Source organism: Sphaerisporangium fuscum, assembly GCF_018531465.1.
In the GTDB taxonomy this organism is placed as follows: Bacteria; Actinomycetota; Actinomycetes; order Streptosporangiales; family Streptosporangiaceae; genus Sphaerisporangium; species Sphaerisporangium fuscum.
Genome location: NZ_JAHDTF010000033.1, coordinates 1 through 18,744, shown reverse-complemented (window position 1 = coordinate 18,744; position 18,744 = coordinate 1). Strand labels below are relative to the sequence as shown.

Here is an 18,744-nt window from a genome sequence, read left to right as displayed (position 1 = left end):
AGGAGGAACACCGAATCGTACAGCCATGACGTTGCCTCCAGGGCGGTCGAACGTGTAGGAATCCAGGCATCATGATATAGACCACTGACAAACGTCAATGGCACGATCCAGAAGTTGTGTCCGCGATCCGGATGAAGAAGACGGAGTACGACATATGGCGCACCCAGCCTGGGACGACAGCGAGTACAAGGCGGGAACGATGGTCAAGGCTGCGCTCTGGCTCACACAGGTGGTTGGTGAGGGGAACGTATTCACGAAGGGCCAGCTTCGTGAAGCATTTCCCGGCATCTCGCAGATCGACCGGCGCGTACGTGATCTTCGTGACTATGGCTGGGTAATCCTTACCAATACCGAGGACGCGACGCTCACAGCGGAGGACCAACGATTCGTCAGGGCGGGGGCGCCGGTCTGGGATCCTGCTGCTCGGCGTGCCGCCGCTCCAAATAAGGCTATCTCGGCCAAAGAGAAGCAGGCTGTCCTGCAGCGCGACGACTACATGTGCACGGTGTGTGGAATCTCGGGCGGTGAGCCGTACCCTGATGATTCCAACCAGACCGCAGTGCTATCAGTTACGCGCGTGGAGACTGTTCTTCCGGACGGTAGCGAAGAAGTGATGCTGGTCACGCAGTGTAAGCGCTGCCGTGCCGGCCATCTCGGCGGTCCTGTCCGCGCTGATGAGGTGCTGGCAGATATCAAGGCCCTTGACCCCCAGGAACTGCACCGTCTCAATCGCTGGATAGAACGGGGTCGCCGGGGCTCGACTCCACTGGAACGTGCTTGGACGGCATACCGGCGTCTGCCCGAAGAAGCCAAGAGGGCGGTGCTTGACGCCCTCGAAAGATGATCTCAGGAAGGCGGGCGTCTGGCCGAGGGGCGATAAGTCTCGACAACCGGCCGGTGGCTCGCACCCTTGCTAGGGCTACGGCCAGATCGGCCAAGACATGTTGCATCTACCGTCACGATGGCTGTGGACGGGCAGGGGTCACCGTCGGTGACTGCGGTAGAAGCCGTCGCCCATGTGCTGAAACGGTGCGAGGAAGGCCGCTTCCCGTGGGCACGTGCGTACACGGACCGGCTGGCCGTCGACCAGCCGTACGATCCGCTTCCTCTGCTGCTCCGGGCGTTGATCCATGCCTACGAGGGGGACGTGGACGCCTGTCGTATGGCCCTGGGCGCCGCCGATGACCTCGGGCCGGTCACCTCCTATGCCGATCTCCGAGGCACTATCCACGACCTGCTCCTTCACCGCAGGAGTCCGGGATCAACCGAGCGCAAGGTCACCGAGGAGGAGGGAAGGTTCAGGGGCAAGGACGCGGCCGGTTGCCTGTTGGGCCTCGTGGCCCTTCTGGCGTTCGGAGTAAGCCAAAAGATTTTGAGTGGGCTGATGGATGTTGGCGGTGACCATGTGGCGTCGTTCCTGCACATTCGCGGCTACGTGGTGGACGGTCATTCAGTGCCGGGCCTGTTCATCCTTGCCGCGCGGGTGGGCGTGTTGTGGTGGGTGGTCAAGCTATGCGGCGAGGCCGCGGCGGGCGAGGCGAGCCGTAGGTCGGACGGCGCGTGCGCAGCTCCGTGGCCGAGCTGGGCGACGGCAACCTCCACAGTATGGGCGAACGGCAGCCGTGTTTGATGTGTGATCGGCAATCAAGGGCCGTTACATGGGGGCCGTATGAAAGCCTGGAACAGGGATGCATCGATGCGGTCAAGCTCTCGGTGGACGCACCCGAGGGCCCGTGAAAGCTGCGTGACCTTGCCCGGGTGAGCCGCGGCAGGTGTGGCCGTCGTGCTCACCGGCCCTGCCTCTGGCGAGAGCAGTTCTGGCCGATGCGAGGTCAGGTGCCCTTCTGCAGCAGTGCGGCGAGTAGTGGAAGCTTGCGGGCGCTAATGGATTGGCCTGCGTCGGGGTCGTCGTCAGGGGGTTCGGGGTTGATGGGGAGTTCGATGCCTTGTTCTTCGAGGGTGCGCGCCAAGCCGTCTTCCTCGCCGGTCGCCCGTTCGTATGCTTCGTCGGCCACGTAGTCGAGGAGTTCCCATTCCGGGGGCTCCAGGTCTTCGGCATCGGTTGTGAAGCGTTGCACCTCCGGTGCGTTGGCCAGGGTGTCGGGGTTGGCCGTGGCTCTTTCGTAGGTCTCTCGGCCCAGGCTGATCAGCCAGGATTGGAAATACCAGAAGGTGTCGTCGGAGCACCAGCCATCGCATATGAGGTAGGCGGCGCCCCACATCGTCCAGGTGTCGGCTGCCTTTTTGATCTCTGCGTGGCGGAGACGGAAGGCCACGATCTCGGTGAGCGGCAAGCGTGCGAGCTCGTTCACGAGCCACTCGGCCCGGTCGTCCAGGTCGGTGGCGTGCAGCCTGGAGCGCTCGATCAAGTCCCAGTACTCGCTGGTGTCCACGCCGGGGAGTTTGGCAGTCCGGACCGACATTTTCGTGAGTTGGATGGGCTTGCAGGCATCATGGCGGCGGCCTGCTTGTGTCTCGCGTGGGGGAGCGTCGTCATGCGTGCGTCGGGCCAATAGCCGGGCGTGCGGGACACGGCCGACACGATGGTGGCGCTCCGGTCGCCTCCGGCCTGGTCTTTCTTCGATCGCCCATCTTCCCGGATCGGTCCGGAGGCCGGCTTCTCTGCAGGCGGATCACGAGATTCACTCGTGGGTGGCCTTTCGGTCGTAGGCGCTACATGTCGGTGTCCTCTCGTCGTAGGACCTTGATCAAGCGTTGGTTTCGTGGTGCCGTGAAACTGCGAGGCGTGCTCACATTGGTGTGGAGAACACGTCATCCCCTACCACGCCGACGCGACGCAGGTCATGGAGTTGGTCCTTCGAGAAAGCGGACGAATGCGAAGACTGTCGTTATCCGCGAGGGCATCGAAGTCAGTGACCAGGCGAGAGAGGAGGACATCTTCCCCAACAAGACGCACGACAAGGCGCGAGCGTTCCCGGCTCGCGATCGTGCTCGGTGTCGCTGCTCTCGGAGTCGTGGTTCCCGCGGCGGTGGCCTACGCTGAGCCGCCGCATAACCTTCCCCAATCCGCTGGCGGGTACGAGGCGTCGTTCTCGCCGGCCTATGACTATGACGGTGACGGCTGCTATGCCACCCCGGCCATCGGGCCCGACGGGACCCTTGCTCCGGGGCTGAAGCCGACCGGTGCGGTCAACGGGAACTGTCGCGACCAGTCCGACCTGGACAACTCGCAGACCTACGCCCGGTCCAAGTGCAACAACGGTTGGTGTGCCGTCGTGTACGCGAGTTACTTCGAGAAGGACCAGGCGCTGCCCGGCATCAGCCTCGGCGGTCACCGGCACGACTGGGAGCACGTCATCTCCTGGATCGACCAGGCGTCCAACCAGGTGGAGTACGTGTCGACCACGCAGCACAGCGGTGTCGTGACGTACACGCGCTCCCAGGTGCGTTTCGACGGGTCGCATCCGAAGGTCGTCTACCACAAGGACGGGGCGTCCACGCACTTCTTCCGGTTGGCCAACGGTAACGACGAACCGCCGGAGAACCACTACCACGACTGGCGCTATCCGCCGCTCGTGGACTGGAACGGCTGGCCCAGCACCTCGCTGCGCGACAGGTTGATGAGCGCGGACTTCGGTGCCGCGACCATCAAGATCAATGATGGGAGGTTCGGGGACCTGCTCTCGCGAGCGAAGCCGAGCGGCATCCCCTTCGATCCCTGGGCCTGACCACCCCGGTCCACTTCGTCCATCGTGGATGCCGATCTGCACACTGTCGGTCGTCCCGTTCCCTTCACGCGCGCGGTCGCTGCTCGTGCCTGTCGAGCAGCGGCCCGTACGCCTAGGGGGTGATCGGGCCGAGGGTCCGGTGCCCGCCGTCGTCGGGTGATCGGGATGGGGCGAGGCTCAGTGCCAGCAGGCGCAGTTGGTCCTGGTGCTCCGGTTCCGGTTGGTAGAGGCTCAGGCGCACGGAGGAGTCGTCCAGGTGCCAGCTCTGGTGGGACAGCACGAGGTCGCCGACCGCGGGGTGGTGGAAGGTCTTGGCGCCGCTTCGCCGGGGGCGTACGTCGTGGCGGTTCCAGAGCAGGCGGAACTCCTCGCTCGCCGCGGTGAGCTCGTCGCGGATGGCGCACAGGTCCGGTGCGTCCGGGTCGATGGCCGTTCTGTGACGCAGGTTGGCCACACTGGTCGCGGCGGTGCCGGACCAGTCGCCGAGGACCGAGCGGGCGGCGGGATGGGTGAAGACGTAGCGCAGGGTGTTGCGTTCGCCCGCGGGCCACTGGTCGAGGCCGGCGTACAGGGCGAGGCCTTCGGGGTTGGCGGCCAGTACGTCGCCGTTGCGGGCGAGCACGAGCGCGGGCCAGGGGCGGAGCCGGTCGAGCAGGGCTATGGCGGTGGGTGGCGCGGTCGGGGACGCCTGCGGAGGGCTCGGGCGGCGACCGGCCGCGTGGTGGGTGAGCGCGTGCAGGTGGGCGGTCTCGTCGCGGTCGAGGCGCAGGGCGGTGGCGAGTGCCCGGACGACCGCGGGGCTCGGGTTGCGTTCGCGGCCCTGTTCGAGGCGGATGTAGTAGTCGACGCTGAGGCCGGCCAGCGCGGCGAGCTCCTCGCGCCGCAGGCCGGGGGTCCGGCGACGGCCGACGGTGCCGGGCAGGCCGACCTGTTCGGGGCGGAGCCGCCCCCGGCGAGCGCGCAGGAAATCGCCCAGCTCGTTCGACTGCGCCATGCCGCCATTCTGCCAGCCGTCGAGCGGCCGAGCCTGGCTGTCGCATTGCTAGTGTTCGTCCACGGATCGCCCGGCTCTTACGCGCGTGGTCAGCTCAGTACCTGACCGAACGTGCCGACCCGAGCCGGACGATTCCGCTGCATGAGACGATGTTGGCCGATTCGCGGCCCTGCCGTGGATGCGTCAGCGGAAATCCGACGCGTGGTCGGTCGCCCAGTCGAGCAGGGTGCGGGCGGGGTGGCCGGTCAGTTTCTCGACTGTGGCGGTCACGACGGGGCGTGGCCGGTCCAGCATCCCGGCGTAGCCGTCCAGGAGAACGTCCACGAACGAGCTGGGGAAGCTTGCGTCGGACAGCAGGCGCTCCCTCTCCTGCTCGCGGGACAGTTCGAGCCAGCGCACCGGCCGGCCGAGAGCCTGTCCGATGACGGAGACCTGTTCGGCCTGGGTCAGCACCTGCGGCCCGGTGAGCGGATACTTCTCGCCGTGGTGGCCGTCCTCGGTCAGCGCGCGCACGGCGACCTCCGCCATGTCCTTCTCGTGAACGGGAACCATGGGCACGGCACCGAACGCGCCCCGGACCACGTCTCCGGCACGGATCTGGGGAGCCCACCACAGGGTGTTGGCGGCGAACGTGCTCGGCCGGAGGATGGTCCATTCCGACGCCGACGCCTCAACGAGCCGTTCCACGACGGCGTGCGATCGGCCCACGGCGTTCTCGTGCTGTTCGGGCGTCAGGTGGTCGTGGACGGCACCCGAGGACAGCAGGACGACGCGGCGGGCGTGACGGGCGATCGCGCCGATGATCTCGGAGGCGAGGTCCGCGTCGTGGAAGGGCCACATGAGGAAGACCGCCGCGGCGCCGGTGAGCACCGCATCCAGGCCCGCGACGTCCGCGAGATCGCCGCGCACCACCTCGACGCCCTCGGGCATGCTCGCACTCTCGGGCCTGCGTGTCATCGCTCGGACCGGCAGGCCGGCCTCCGCGAGCTGGATGGTGACCTGACGCCCGACGTTTCCCGTCGCACCGGTGACCAGGATCGTGTCGTGCTGTGTCGTATTCGTCATGGCTCGACTGTCGGGGGCGACCCGGCGGCTCAACCAGCCAGATGGGCGATTTCAAGCGTTACCGTCACTTGGAAGCCGTTCGATGGCGGTTCCCGTCACGGCGCCGTGCGCCTGTCCTTCCACACCGACCAGCCCGATGCGATCCGCTGGAAGCCGTGCGTGTGCGCGGCCGTTCCAGGGCTGCTTGCCCCTGAGCTGCCTGGTCGGTGGGGAAAGGGCCTTGTGCCGCGGTGAGGAGGCCGAGCCTGGCAGTCGTATTGCTAGGTATCGACCGGCCTGGTCCGGCCCGGCCACACCGAGAAGGCTGAGCCGCATGACGGAATCTTCGAGGCCGGTGGGTCCGGTCCGGTGGAAGTTGTGGTTGCTGATCGTCCTGACGCTGTACCCGGTGATCACCGTCAGCGTCTCGATCGCCGAACCCGTGCTGGCACGCCTGCCGCTGTACGGACGGTTCGCGATCATCGTCCCGGTCATGGTCGCGGTGATGCTGTGGATCGTCGTCCCACTGCTGCATCGGATCTTCGGCGCATGGTTGGCCCGGTGAGCGGCGGGCGGAGCCGGACGGCGCTGGAGGCCGTCGCCGGCGTCGACCTGACGGGACGGGAGGCCATCGTCACCGGCGGCAGCGGCGGGATCGGGTACGAGACGGCGCGGGCGCTCGCCGCCGCCGGGGCGCGCGTGGTCATCGCCGGCCGGGACCGGGCGCGGGGCGAAGCGGCGGCCGCGAAGCTGACGGCCGACGCGAACGGCGGCCCGGTGGTGTTCCGCCACCTCGACCTGGCCTCACTGGCGTCGGTCACGGGCTGGGCCGACCGGCACAACGCGACCGGCAAGCCCTGCCATATCCTCGTCGCCAACGCCGCGGTCATGGCCCCGCCGCTGACCCGGACCGAGGACGGCTTCGAGCTGCAGTTCGGCACGAACCACCTCGGCCACTTCGCGTTCGCCGTGGGCCTGCTGCCGAGCATGCTGAGGGCGGACGGCGCCCGGGTGGTCGTTCTGTCCTCCAGTGCGCACCGCCGATCCGACGTGGACTTCGACGACCCCAACTACACGGCCCGCCCATACGACCCGTGGGAGGCGTACGGACAGTCCAAGACGGCCAACGCGCTGTTCGCAGTGGCTTTCCACGACAGGTACGCGCCCTCGGGCATCACCGCCAACGCGGTCATGCCCGGCGCGATCGCCACCGGCTTGCAGCGGCACATGAGCCAGGAGGAACGTACGGCCCGCGGCTGGCCGAACGCCGAGTGGAAGACGGCGGAACAGGGGGCGGCGACCTCGGTGTGGGCCGCGACGGCGCCCGAGCTGTCCGGTGTCGGCGGCCGCTATCTGGAGGACTGCGCGGTCGCCCGGCCATGGCACGGCGACGGCCCACCGCCGCGCGGCCACTACCTCCCGTACGCGCTGGACCCCGCCCGCGCCGCCCGCCTGTGGGCCCTTTCCGAAGGCCTGCTCCAGACGGCAGGCGAACCCGTACACGGACGACGCGGAGTCGGCGGTCAGCCCTGGGGAGACTGAGAGTGGGTCAGCTCAGGGTCGAGATGTCGATCACGAAGCGGTAGCGCACGTCGGAGGCCAGCACGCGCTCGTACGCCTCGTTGATCTTGTCGGCCGGGATGACCTCGATCTCGGCGCCGAGGTGGTGTTCGGCGCAGAAGTCGAGCATCTCCTGGGTCTCGCGGATGCCGCCGATCAGGGAACCGGCGAACGACCGGCGGCCTCCGATGAGGGAGAACGCGTTGACCGACAGCGGCTCCGGGGGAGCGCCGACGTTCACCAGGGCGCCGTCCACCGCCAGCAGCGACAGGTAGGCGTCCAGGTCGATCTTCGCGCTGACCGTGTTCACGATGAGGTCGAAGGAGCCGGCCAGCTTGTCGAACGTCTCCGGGTCGCTGGTGGCGTAGTAGTGGTCGGCGCCCAGGCGCAGACCGTCGTCCTGCTTCTTCAGCGACTGCGACAGCACGGTGACCTCGGCGCCCATCGCGTGCGCGAGCTTGACGGCCATGTGGCCGAGCCCGCCGAGGCCGACGACGGCGACCTTCTTGCCGGGGCCGGCGCCCCAGTGGCTCAGCGGCGAGTACGTCGTGATGCCGGCGCACAGCAGCGGCGCGGCGGCGTCGAGCTCGATGCCCTGGGGAATCTTGAGGACGAAGTCCTCGGTGACGACGATGTGGGTGGAGTAGCCGCCCTGGGTGGGGTTGCCGTCCGCGTCGACGGAGCCGTAGGTGCCGGTGTTCCCCGCGAGGCAGTACTGCTCCTCGCCCTTGCGGCAGTTGACGCACTCGCCGCAGGAGTCGACCATGCAGCCCACGCCGACGCGGTCGCCGACGGCGTGCTTGGTGACCTCGGAGCCGACCTCGACGACGATTCCGGCGATCTCGTGGCCGGGGGCCACCGGGTAGTCCGCCGGACCCCACTCGCCACGGACGTGGTGGATGTCGGAGTGACAGATGCCGGTGTACTTGATCTCGATGAGAACATCGTGCGGGCCGACGTCACGACGCTCGATCGTGGTCGGGGCGAGCGGTTCGGTCGCGGACGTGGCGGCGTACGCATTGACGGTGAGCACGATTCTCCAATGATGCGTGTATTCATACCTCAGCGAACAGCAAGTCGGACCAGGGCGCCGTCGAGCCGGCCGCAGGTGTGGTACACCTTCGCCGTACCGGACGGATGCCGGGTAGCCGCGCTGGGGGGTGACCGGCCTCTCACGCTGCTGCCACACAGGTCACACTGCGACATCGAGCGTAGGGCATATGAGCGGCAGAGCGGTCAACAGGGTCTTTGCCGGACACTACGCACCACAGCGCTGTCCTCATCGCATGTTTGGTGGTTCACTCTGTCGGTCTGGTCTCAGCGTTCGGTGGCGGGCTGTCTCCGCCCGGGCCAGCAGGTCGCGGATGAGGGCGACGACCTCGTCGGGGGTGAACTCCATGGCGTTCTCGCCGACGCTGACCTCGAAGCTGCACCGGCCGGGATCGGGGGCGGAGCGTACCCGGCCCCACAGCTGGATGCCGTGTTCCGCGAGGATCTCGGCACCGGCCTGCTCTACCGCCCGCTTGGGGACGGGCAGGTGGATGTGGAACAGCGGGGTCTGCGGCGGGGTGGGGTGGGCGCGGGCGGCTCCGTCGGCGTTGATGGCCGCCGCGATGGCGATCGCGTGCTCGCGGTAGGCGGGCATGCGTGCGGTCAGATCATCGAGGTGGACCAGGGCGGCCAGGGCGAGAGGCCAGGCGTCGCGAATGCCGCCGCCGAGGCGCTGCCGCCACACCTGGGCGGTACGAATCGTGGCGGCGTCCGCGGCGAGTACGGCGCCGCGTACCCCCTGCAGACTCTTGTAGAGGGAGACGTACACGGTGTCGAACAGGGCGGCGATCTGGTCGAACGGCCGCCGGTAGTAGGTCTGGGCCTCCCACAGCCGGGCGCCGTCCAGGTGCGCGGCGGCGCCGGCGGCTCGTACGAGCTCGACCTGCTCGCGCAGATCCTCCCATTCCGGAAGCAGACCGCCGAGGTCGCGCTGCGGTAGTTCCCAGACGGCCGCCGCGAGCGGCTCGCTGACCGCGGCCGCCAGATCCGCGGCCGTCATCAGCTCGTGCGGGTCGCCGGTGCGACGCAGCCACAGACCGTGAACGGCGTTGTAGCCCTGTTCCTCCCAAATGTCCAGATGCGATTGTGGATGGGCGGCGAATGCGCGGCGTCCGCGCCGGTCGGCGTGGACGCGCAGCGCGACCTGCTGGGCCATCGTCCCGCTCGGGAAGAACAGCGCAGCCTCCTTGCCGAGCAGGTCGGCCAGTCGCCGCTCCAGAACGGCGACAGGACCGTCCGGGCCGTCCGGCGGCGTGTCGTCGTCCACCAGTTCCAGCATCTGCGCCAACACCAGGCGTGGCTTGCGCCGGATCGGCGCGTGCAGGAACAACGACCGCCGCACAAGCGGGGTAGTGTGCACCATTCTAGGACTTCCTTGCTATTGCAATACATTTGCAACTAACGTGCCCAACCATACAGTTGATGTCGACATCGAGGTCCAGCAGGCCGCCTACGAAGAAGCTCGCGGTGTGCTGGGTCCATGCATACCGCGGGTATGCATGGACGATTCGAGGTGGACCCCGGCGGTGCGGCCGCTGAAGAACCTGCGGCTCTCGCGGACGACCTCGCCGCAACCGTCAGTGCCGCCTCCACCATCGCCCTGCTGCGTACCGTGCGAGTGGATCGGCAATGCCGACGGGGTGCGAGCCCAGCACGGGTCGGAGGTACGCGTTCTACGACGTTTGCGGAATGCGCCCTGGTTTATAGCACTTTTGTCGAAGAATCCGAGAGGTTCTTGATCCTAACGTCGGCGGCATGGTCACACCGTCTACCAGGAGAGCTGAATGAGCAGTACGAGAACCGGCCTGGTGTGGGACGAACGCTGCATGTGGCACGACTCCGGCACCAGCACGGCGGCCATTCCGGGCGGTCTCGGGATAGGTGTCGTGCAACCTGAGCCGTTCATCGACGGTCCCGAGCCCAAGCGGCGATTCCACAACTTGCTGCAGGTGAGCGGACTCGCCGCCCACCTGCGCGCGATCCCGTCACGGCCGGCGACAGAGGGGGAGGTGCTGCGCTGGCACGACCCCGATTACGTGAAGCTGGTCCGGGAGGCCAGCGCGGGGCGCGGTGGCGAGGTGGGCGAGCTGACCCCGGTCGGCCCCGGCAGCTACGACTTCGCCCTGGTGTCGGCCGGGAGCTGCCTGGTGGCGGTCGAGGCGGTGCTCGACGGCGTGGTGCGCAACGCCTTCGCGCTGGTCCGCCCGCCCGGACATCATGCCGAACGCGACCAGGGCAGGGGATTCTGCGTGTTCGGCAACATCGTGCTCGCGGTCCTGCACGTCCGCGCGACCCGAGGCATACGGCGGGTCGCCGTGGTCGACTGGGACGTGCACCACGGCAATGGCACCGAGCACGCGTTCTACGGGGACCCGGACGTGCTCACCGTGTCGATTCACCAGGACAACCTGTATCCGCTGTTCAGCGGTGCGATGACGGACCGGGGCGAGGGTGAGGGCCTGGGCGCCAACCTGAACATCCCGCTGCCGCCCGGTTCGGGGACCGGCGCCTACCTCGCCGCGATGGACCGCGTCGTGCTGCCCCTGCTGCGCGCGTTCCAGCCGGAGATGGTTTTCCTCGCGGCCGGCTTCGACGCCTCGGCCTACGACCCGATCGGCCGGATGCTGCTCGGCTCCGAGAGCTACCGCGCCCTCGCCCGGCTGCTGGTGGACACCGTCGACGAGCTGTGCGAGGGCCGGCTGGTGGCCTGCCAGGAGGGCGGGTACTCGTCGATGTACGTGCCGTTCTGCGGCCTGGCGACGATCGAGGAGATGTCCGGTGTGCGTACCGGCGTCGCCGATCCCATGACGCTCCTGCTGGACGAAATCGGGGGCCAGGAGCTGCAGCCGCACCAGGAGGCCGTGATCGAGGCCGCCCGGCAGTTGATCGCATGAACACGACGGACGACGGGGTGGATCGCACGATGCGGAACAAGGGACACGGCACGTTGGACGTGGTCGTCGTCGGAGGCGGGGTCTCCGGACTGGTCGCCGCCCGGCGGCTCGTCGCCGTCGGCGCGCGGGTCGCCGTCATCGAGGCCCGGCCCCAGGTGGGCGGCCGTACTCTGCTGGCTCACGCGGCAGGTTTGACCCTCGACCAAGGCGGCCAGTGGCTGGGCACGAGCATGCGACCGCTCGTCTCGTTACTCGCCGAGCTCGGAATCGACACCTATCGCAACCCGACGCTCGCCGATCCGGAGGCGTACCACGTGTGGTACCGCGAGGGCAGGCGTGAGGTCTACCAGGGCGAGCTGCCACCGATCTCCGAGCGGGCGACCATCGAGTTGCTGGAGGCCGTCGCCGAGCTGGAGAAGATCGCCGCGACGATCCCGGTGGACCGGCCGTGGGACGCCCCCGGTGCCGCCGAACTCGACGCGACCACCCTCGGCGCCTGGCTGCGGGAGCGGGTGTCGGAGAAGGACACGGTCTACCTGATGACGGCGATCTACTCGCTGGCCTGCGTGGCGTCGCCCGCGCAACTGTCACTGCTGTACGCCGCGTGGTACCTCGGCGCGGTCGGCGGATTCGAGGCCCTCACCTCCGACTTGGACCTCGCCGTGGAGGGGGGAGCGGGGTCGGTCGCCGTCGCGCTCGCCGCTGAGCTCGGCGAGCGGGTGCGTTGCGGTTGGCCGGTGCGCGCCATCGCGCATTCCGGCGACGGCGTACGAGTGATAGGTCCCGGCGGCGAGGAGATCGCGGCCAGGCGGGTGATCGTGGCGATGAGCCCAGCCGACGCCCGGAATATCGAGTTCCGGCCGCAACTACCCACCTCGCGGCAGATGCTGCAGGTCAACTGGCAGCAGTTCTCCCTGATCAAGTTCCACGCCATCTACGAGCGGCCGTTCTGGCGGGACGAGAGCCTGAGCGGATCGGTCATCGGCGACCTGCCGGGCGCGCCGCTGGTCGTCGACGGCACGCCGGAGGGCTGCTCGCGGGGTGTGCTGGTGGGCTTCGTCGCCCTGCACGGGCCTCGGCTGCTCGGCGGCGTCGACCCCGATGTCCTCGACGACCCGGAGCGGTTGCGCGCCGCCGCGTTGAACGCGCTCATCTCCTACTTCGGTCCACAGGCCGGGCGGCCCCTCGAGTTCCTCACCCGCAACTGGGCCGTCGAGCCGTACATCACCGGTGTGCTCGGGGCGTGCGCCCCGGGAATGCTCACCGCGCATGGGGAGACGCTGCGCCGTCCGGTCGGGCCCATCCACTGGGCGGGCAGCGAGACCGCCGTGCGGTGGGCCGGGTGGATCAGCGGGGCGATCGAGGCCGGCGAGCGTGCGGCCGGGGAGGTCGCGGCGGCGCTGAGCAGTTGAGCGTCTACGCCTCGAACATGCCGAGGAGGCGGCCCCAGCGCAGGGCCGTCTCCAGTTCGGCTGCGCGGGCGCTCACCGGGCGGCCGAGTAGCTCCTCGCAGGTACGTAGCCGGTAGGCGACCGTGCGGTCGCTGATGCCGAGCCGTGCCGCCGCCGAGGACGCGTTGTGGGCGCTACGCAGATAGGCGAGGATCGTGGCCCGCAGGGTGCGGTTGCGGACCCCGTCGGCCGCCAGCGGGCCGAGTTCGCGTTCGGTGAACCGCCGCGCGGCCCGCTCGTCGCCGAGCGCCGCGGCCTCGACGCACACCTCGTCGTACCGGCAGACCGTCCTGTCGAGACGGGAGGCGACAGCGGCGGCGGCGAGCGCTTGGCCGTGCGTGGCGCGGAAGCCGCCGACGCCGGTTTGCGCGTCACCGATGCCGATGCGCAGGTCGCCGCCGACGTCGGCGGGCACCGTCAGCCGCTCCGTGGCCAGCCACGCCCACACGGTGTCGCCGCTGGCAGCCACCGACAGGGACCGTACACCGAGATCCCGGATCAGCCCCTGCAGCGCGGAGTGCGCCCCTGGACCCCCCGCGACCACCCCGACGTGGGTACGGAGCAGGTCGTAGCCGAGTTCGCCGGCGTCGAAGAAGCTGCCGTCGAGGATGTCGCGAATCATCTGCACCTTGCGCTGCGTGCGGCTTCGCAGGTACTGGTCGCGCTCGCGCTCGAACACCTGCGCCACGTCGGTCATGACACCGTCGGTGTAGCCGAACATGAACCGTGAGACGATCCGCAGCGCCTCCGCGCACGTCTTCGCGTCGGGGTAGACCGACGGCGCGATCCGCAGGCACCTGTCGAAGCAGACTTGCTGGCCGACGCGGTACATGGCCAGCAGGTCTGACAGCTGCAACCCGGCGCGCGCCGCGGCCCGCGCCTCCTCCAGGGCGTCGGTCGGCGCCTCGATCGGGCCGTACCGGCGATGCCGGAACGCCTGCAGAGACGCGCGGACGTTGCCGTAGGCACTTTGCCGCATCGACTCGTCCATCTGCAGCCGGGCCCGTTCGTCAAGGTTCGGCACCAGGTCATAGACCTTTTCCATGATCTCATCGGCTAGCTCGCCGACCACGTCCTCAACACGGTCGGCGAGTTCCGCGATGGCCTCCTCGAGGCGCAACGCCCGCATGCTCACCTGCCGATCATCGGCGCCGGTCGTACCACTCGGACGAACCCGCTCAGACGAACAACGTGTTCGCCTCGAACCCGAGCTCGACTCTACCTTGGAGCTCAAGGGTGGTACTCGGGGCGAACAGCCCATGCAGAGTGGCGGTCTTCACGTCCCGCCAGTACCGCTGCATCGGCTCGAACTCGGCGATCGCCGAGCCTCCGCTGAGGCTGTACAGCAGGTCCACCGCCTCCCAGGAGAGCTTCAGCGCGTACGAACACTGCACCCGGGCCCGGATCCGCTCGGCGACGGGCATCTCCGAACCGGTGGCGGCGTAGCGATCGACCTCGGCGGCGGCCCGCTTCGTCAGCTCCCGCGCCGCGTCGATCTTCATCCGCGCCTCGCCGACGCTACTCTGCACCAGCGCGTCCGCGGCCTGGTTCTCGATCGTGGTGTAGACGACCGGCCGGCCCTGCGCTTTCTGGGTGAACCGTGCCAGGGCGGCCTCCGCCATGCCGATGCCGTTCGGCGCCACGAACAGCGCGAGTGTGGGCACCTGTGCGCCGTGGTACAGCCGCTGGTCGAGGCCGTGCGGCGAGCAGTGCTCGCGCGTCAGCACCGCCAGCGACGACACGGTGCGGTGCGCGGGTACGAACAGGTCGCGCGCCTCGCTGCTGACGCTCTGGGTGCCGCGCATGCCGATGGTGTGCCAGTCGTCGTTGAGCGTCAGCTCCGCCGCCGGGATGAGGCACATCACCAGGTCAAGGAGATTGCCGTCGTCGTCGGTCACCGGTACGCCGTTGACCGCCCAGTCGGCGATCGTCACGCCGGAGTTGAAGAACCACTTGGCGTGCTCGATGTGCAGGCCGCCCTCGACCGGCCGCGCCGAGGCGACCTTGGCCTGCGGAACGCTGGCCAGCCGGGCGTCCGGGTTCGCGCCGAAAACCTCGTCCTGTGCTTGCCGGGAGAAGATCCCGGCCTCGCCGGCCGCCGAGTTGTGGATCGAGACGACCCATGCCGTCGACGGACAGCCCTTCGACAGTTCCGCCATCACGTCGACGTACGCTGGCAGATCCAGCGCGTACCCGCCGTAGTCGCGGGGCACCGACAGCCGGAACATGCCGGCCTCCCGGAGTTCGTCGAGGGACTCCTGTGGGATGCGCCGGGTGGCGTCCACCTCGGCCTGCCGTCCGGCCAGCTTCGTCATCAACTCGGCGGCGCGGTTGACCAGCTCGTCCCGGCTCGGCACCACCGGTACGGACTCGGCAACTGTCATGTACATCCTCCTGGTTCTCTTTGCGGGAGTTCGTGACCGCCGCGGAAGAACAGCAGCGGCGCCGCGCCCTCGGACACGTCGAGGGCCTCGACGTGTCCGAGCACGATGATGTGGTCACCGGCCTCCATCCGCAGTTCGATGCGGCAGTCGAGCCAGCCGACCGTGCCGGCCAACAGTGGTGCGCCGCCCGGTGACGGCCCCCAGACAATGCCGTCGAACCGGTCGATGTCGCGGGCGGCGAAGCGGCGCGCCACCCAGGCCTGCTCGCGGCGCAGCAGGTTGACGCAGAACCGGCCGGCGGCGGCGATGTCCGGCCAGGTCGAAGAGCTACGGGCCGGGCAGAACAGCACGAGGGGCGGGTCGAGCGAGACCGAGGTGAACGAGTTGACGGCCATGCCGACCGGCCGTCCGTTCCGTGAGGCGGTCACGACCACGATCCCGGTCGGAAAGTGGCCGAGGACGTCGCGGAAGCGGCGGGAGTCGATGGCGCTCATCGGGCGTCCAGCTTCGCGTAACGGCGGATCAGGCCGAGGCGGGCGCGGTCGGGCAGCAGTCTCCTGGCCGCGTGCATCAGCCTGGCGTCAGCGCCGATCCGGTAGCGCAGCCGTGGCCGATCGGCTTCGAGTGCCTTCACGGTGACCTGGGCCACCAGCGCCGGATCGCCCGCACTCTCAGCGATCTTGCCGGCCATGGTGGTCAGCCTGCCGGTGAGCCGGGCGTAAGGGCTGCCCTCGACGCGAATCGGCTGGGTATCCCAGATGTCGGTCTTGAAGTTGCCTGGTTCCAGGATCGTGACGTGCACCCCGAAGCCGGCAACCTCCAGCGCGATCGACTCGGCCCAGCCCTCGACCGCGAACTTCGACGCCGTGTACGCCGACAGGCCGGGCGTGCCGTACATGCCGGAGTCGCTCGACATGACCAGAAGGCGCCCGTCGCCGTGCGCCCGCAGCGCCGGCAGCACCGCCCGGGCGACCCGCAGCGTGCCGAAGAAGTTGGTGCGCAGCACGCGTTCGAACTCGTCGTCGGGCACGTCCTCGAAGGCACCTCCGGAAGCGATGCCCGCGTTGAGCACCGCCGCGGACAGCCGCCCGTCCGTCTCGGCGAGCACCTCGCCGACGGCCTCCGTCACCGAGTCCGGGTCGTCGACGTCCAGACGCAGCACGCGGACTCCCTGCTGAAGCAGGTCCCGCCCCGCCGCCGGGTCGCGCATCGTGGCGAACACCCGCCGGCCACGGCACGCTAGTGCGACCGCGATCAGCCGACCGAATCCACGGGAGCTCCCGGTCACCAGCACTGATCTCATCCACGTGCCTCCAGCACCTCTGCCGCCGCTCGCTCTCCTGAGCGGACGGCGCCTTCGATGAATCCCGTGTACTCGGTCGCCGTCTCCGTGCCGGCCCAGTGCAGTCTGCCGATCGGCGCGCGCAGCGCGGGGCCGTAGGCGGTCCACACCCCCGGCGGGAAGTGCCCGGAGTAGCAACCACGGCTGTACTCCTCCTCGGCCCAGCTCTGCTCGATGTACCGTTCTGGTTTGGCCGCCCGCGGCCCGAAGAACCGCACCAGGCAGCGAAGGACCTGGTGGCGGCGCCTGGCCACGTCGGCCCGCCCGAGCGCGCGCCCTTGGCCGCCCTCCAAGAAGGCGAGCAGAACGCCGGGGCTTCCCGTGGGCGGGGAGTTGTCGAAGGTGACCTTGACCGGTCCGATCGCGCTGGTCGCCTGCCCGGTCAGGCCATCACGGCGCCAGAACGGCTCGTCGTAAACGGCGAAACATTTGATCACCGTGCCCATTGGTACCCGCTGGGTGAGCTGGTCACGGAACCCCGGCAGCGCCGGCCGGAAGACCAGCCGCCCGGCGAGCGTCGGCGGCAGCGATATGACGCAATGCGCCGCGCTCACGACCCTGCCCGAGTCGCCGCCGACCACCACGCCCGAGCCGCTGTGGCGGATCTCGCGTACCGGGGCGGACAGCATGACGTCGTCGCCCAGCTCCGTCGCCATGGCCTTCGCGATCTGCTGCAACCCTCCCACCGAGCGGGTCTCGTTCACACCGTTCTCGGTGGTCACGAGCGCTTCCAGACCTCCGCCGGAGCGGGCGTAGAACAACAGGTGCAGCAGCGACAGGTCGCTCGCCTGCACCGAGAAGACCGCCTCGCAGTACAGCTGCCATAAGCGGCGTGCGCCGAGGGTGAGGCAGGCCCGCCGGGCCCACGAGGCGACGGTCTCGCCATCCCACAGCATCGCGCGGGCGGCGGCCCACGGCGCCTCCAGCGGCACCTTGGAGATCATCCGTTCCAGCCGAGCCTGCGACTGGCGGAAGTCTGCCAGCACGACCGGGCTCGCCTTCGGCACCAGCCCCCGGTACCGGCTGGGTGGCCCGTCCCCGAGTTCGCAGACGTTGCTGCCCTCGCCGTACGTCGGGTACTGGCGGACCCCGTATCTCCTGGCGAGCGCGTGCATCCGATGCTGCCCGCCGCCGAGCCATTGCCCGCCGCGCTCGATCAGCAGATCACCCTCGATGACCTCGTCGAAGACTCGCCCACCCACCCGGTCCCTGGCCTCGACCACGCATACCGACACGCCTGCCTCGCGCAGCTTTTGCGCTGCCGCCAACCCGGCGAATCCGGCGCCCACCACAACGACGTCCGCGTCCATGCCTGCCACGATCGCCTGACGCCGCGCGTTCGCGCTGTACGAACCTCGCGCATACGCGCAGCGAACATTGCGGCTTCGAGAACCCTCCAGGTAACGAAACTGGCGCTGGAGGTCATGCGGGCACCGCCGGTGTCATGACCCCCGAAGTGCGGTCGGCGCTGGGCGAGCGTTCCAGCCGCGGGGGACCTGGCCCGCGAAGCGCCTCGGGGGCGTGGATCGTGAGATCCACGCCCCCGAGGCGCTTGCTACTGGTCAGGCTCTGCGGATGAAGCCTCCCTGTGGGCCTTTGCGCATGTCGGTGAAGTAGCTGTCGTGCTCGATGAAGAACCTGGTGCGCTCCTCGTCGCTGAGGCCGGCCAGTTCGGTGATGCCCTCGAAGTAGCCCTCCCGCGATGCGCCGGGGGCGAACAGCATGAGCATGGAGGCCGGTTCGCCGGAGTCGTTGCGGAAGGCGTGCAGGCCGCCGACGGGAACGTAGAGGAAGTCTCCTTCGGTGGCCTCGATCCAGCGTTCGCCGTCGAACAGGTTCATCCGGCCCGACAGTATGAAGAACGACTCGGAGATCGTTTTGTGGAAGTGGAGGCTCGGCCCGCCGGGGGCGCCGTTCATGTCCACCCGGTACAGGCCGAACTCTCCGTCGGTGGAGGTGTTGGTGGCCAGGTAGTGGTAGGCGCCGCCGCCGGTGATCAGTTCGGGCGTGGAGTTCGCGGGCCGGAAGGTCGCGTTGATTTCGCCGGTCTCGCCGAAGTAGCGGGGGCTGGGGTAGGTCATGGGGAGGCTCCTAGGCGGTGATGAAGTCGGTGGTGAGCCGGATGATCTGGCTGGGGTCGACGAACCAGTCCATGTGCCCCTCATCGGGGATCTCGATCAGGTGGCTGTCCTTGATGCCGGCGTGCAGTTGGCGGGAGCCGTCGATGGGCACCATCTCGTCGGCGGTGAAGCCCACCACCAGGGTGGGGGCGGTGATGCGGTGCAGCTGGTCGCGCAGGTCCATCTGCAGGCAGACCTCGATCTGCTTGTCCACGC

At 68.8% G+C, this 18,744-nt stretch carries 19 protein-coding genes; 7 read left to right on the top strand and 12 right to left on the bottom strand.

Annotated elements, in window-relative coordinates; translation table 11 throughout:
• Window positions 1–154 precede the first annotated feature (154 nt).
• A complete protein-coding gene (locus tag KIK05_RS35705) occupies window positions 155–844 on the top strand; it encodes a KpnI family restriction enzyme N-terminal domain-containing protein (protein ID WP_250564012.1) in 690 nt (229 codons plus the stop codon).
• A gap of 147 nt (window positions 845–991) precedes the next feature.
• Entirely contained in the window at window positions 992–1,630 is a 639-nt protein-coding gene (locus tag KIK05_RS35700; RefSeq protein ID WP_214415272.1) for a hypothetical protein, read from the top strand.
• Between the two features lie 202 nt (window positions 1,631–1,832).
• Here the strand turns inward: KIK05_RS35700 and KIK05_RS35695 are convergent, their stop codons facing one another.
• Entirely contained in the window at window positions 1,833–2,393 is a 561-nt protein-coding gene (locus tag KIK05_RS35695) for a DUF4240 domain-containing protein (protein WP_214415271.1), read from the bottom strand.
• A 582-nt stretch (window positions 2,394–2,975) separates the two neighbouring features.
• On the opposite strand from KIK05_RS35695, the gene KIK05_RS35690 reads away from it, so the two are divergent.
• Window positions 2,976–3,689 carry an NPP1 family protein gene (locus tag KIK05_RS35690; RefSeq protein WP_308250243.1) on the top strand — a complete coding sequence of 238 codons (714 nt, stop codon included), beginning with the start codon at window positions 2,976–2,978 and terminating at the stop codon, window positions 3,687–3,689.
• A 112-nt stretch (window positions 3,690–3,801) separates the two neighbouring features.
• Here KIK05_RS35690 and KIK05_RS35685 read toward each other — a convergent pair whose 3' ends face one another.
• Together KIK05_RS35685 and KIK05_RS35680 are read right to left on the bottom strand one after the other, a co-directional pair.
• Window positions 3,802–4,683, bottom strand: coding sequence for a helix-turn-helix transcriptional regulator (locus KIK05_RS35685; RefSeq protein WP_214415269.1), 882 nt, complete (start codon window positions 4,681–4,683; stop codon window positions 3,802–3,804).
• Window positions 4,684–4,866: 183 nt separating this feature from the next.
• Window positions 4,867–5,748: an NAD(P)H-binding protein gene (locus KIK05_RS35680; protein WP_214415268.1), complete on the bottom strand. Its 882-nt coding sequence runs from the start codon at window positions 5,746–5,748 to the stop codon at window positions 4,867–4,869.
• A gap of 313 nt (window positions 5,749–6,061) precedes the next feature.
• Here KIK05_RS35680 and KIK05_RS35675 point away from each other — a divergent pair, with 313 nt between their 5' ends.
• Entirely contained in the window at window positions 6,062–6,292 is a 231-nt protein-coding gene (locus tag KIK05_RS35675; protein ID WP_214415267.1) for a putative antibiotic biosynthesis monooxygenase, read from the top strand.
• Window positions 6,289–7,269 carry an SDR family NAD(P)-dependent oxidoreductase gene (locus KIK05_RS35670; RefSeq protein WP_308250242.1) on the top strand — a complete coding sequence of 327 codons (981 nt, stop codon included), beginning with the start codon at window positions 6,289–6,291 and terminating at the stop codon, window positions 7,267–7,269. Before KIK05_RS35675 ends, KIK05_RS35670 begins: the two co-directional genes overlap by 4 nt.
• A gap of 7 nt (window positions 7,270–7,276) precedes the next feature.
• Here KIK05_RS35670 and KIK05_RS35665 read toward each other — a convergent pair whose 3' ends face one another.
• Together KIK05_RS35665 and KIK05_RS35660 are read right to left on the bottom strand one after the other, a co-directional pair.
• Window positions 7,277–8,320 carry an NAD(P)-dependent alcohol dehydrogenase gene (locus KIK05_RS35665; RefSeq protein WP_214415265.1) on the bottom strand — a complete coding sequence of 348 codons (1,044 nt, stop codon included), beginning with the start codon at window positions 8,318–8,320 and terminating at the stop codon, window positions 7,277–7,279.
• A 246-nt stretch (window positions 8,321–8,566) separates the two neighbouring features.
• Window positions 8,567–9,700 (bottom strand): threonine aldolase family protein, encoded by a 1,134-nt coding sequence (locus KIK05_RS35660; protein ID WP_214415264.1) that lies wholly within the window; start codon window positions 9,698–9,700, stop codon window positions 8,567–8,569.
• Window positions 9,701–10,121: 421 nt separating this feature from the next.
• Here KIK05_RS35660 and KIK05_RS35655 point away from each other — a divergent pair, with 421 nt between their 5' ends.
• Both KIK05_RS35655 and KIK05_RS35650 read left to right on the top strand, forming a co-directional pair.
• Entirely contained in the window at window positions 10,122–11,231 is a 1,110-nt protein-coding gene (locus KIK05_RS35655; RefSeq protein ID WP_214415263.1) for a histone deacetylase-like amidohydrolase, read from the top strand.
• Window positions 11,228–12,643, top strand: a complete 1,416-nt coding sequence (locus KIK05_RS35650) for a flavin monoamine oxidase family protein (RefSeq protein WP_214415262.1) — start codon at window positions 11,228–11,230, stop codon at window positions 12,641–12,643. The genes KIK05_RS35655 and KIK05_RS35650 overlap by 4 nt, the downstream gene beginning before the upstream one ends.
• A 4-nt stretch (window positions 12,644–12,647) precedes the next feature.
• On the opposite strand, the gene KIK05_RS47495 is transcribed toward KIK05_RS35650, so the two are convergent.
• The 7 genes from KIK05_RS47495 to KIK05_RS35615 all read right to left on the bottom strand — a co-directional run.
• Window positions 12,648–13,811, bottom strand: a complete 1,164-nt coding sequence (locus KIK05_RS47495) for an RsbRD N-terminal domain-containing protein (RefSeq protein ID WP_250564021.1) — start codon at window positions 13,809–13,811, stop codon at window positions 12,648–12,650.
• 49 nt (window positions 13,812–13,860) lie between these two features.
• The gene (locus KIK05_RS35640; RefSeq protein WP_214415261.1) at window positions 13,861–15,066 is read right to left on the bottom strand and encodes an acyl-CoA dehydrogenase family protein; all 1,206 of its coding nucleotides are present in this window, start codon (window positions 15,064–15,066) and stop codon (window positions 13,861–13,863) included.
• A complete protein-coding gene (locus KIK05_RS35635; protein WP_214415260.1) occupies window positions 15,063–15,560 on the bottom strand; it encodes a flavin reductase family protein in 498 nt (165 codons plus the stop codon). Before KIK05_RS35635 ends, KIK05_RS35640 begins: the two co-directional genes overlap by 4 nt.
• A complete protein-coding gene (locus KIK05_RS35630) occupies window positions 15,557–16,369 on the bottom strand; it encodes an SDR family oxidoreductase (protein WP_214415259.1) in 813 nt (270 codons plus the stop codon). The genes KIK05_RS35635 and KIK05_RS35630 overlap by 4 nt, the downstream gene beginning before the upstream one ends.
• Window positions 16,366–17,718, bottom strand: a complete 1,353-nt coding sequence (locus KIK05_RS35625; protein WP_214415258.1) for a flavin monoamine oxidase family protein — start codon at window positions 17,716–17,718, stop codon at window positions 16,366–16,368. Before KIK05_RS35625 ends, KIK05_RS35630 begins: the two co-directional genes overlap by 4 nt.
• A 252-nt stretch (window positions 17,719–17,970) precedes the next feature.
• A complete protein-coding gene (locus tag KIK05_RS35620) occupies window positions 17,971–18,489 on the bottom strand; it encodes a cupin domain-containing protein (RefSeq protein WP_214415257.1) in 519 nt (172 codons plus the stop codon).
• A 10-nt stretch (window positions 18,490–18,499) separates the two neighbouring features.
• A partial coding sequence (locus tag KIK05_RS35615) for an alpha/beta fold hydrolase (RefSeq protein WP_214415256.1) occupies window positions 18,500–18,744 on the bottom strand: 245 nt, incomplete at its 5' end.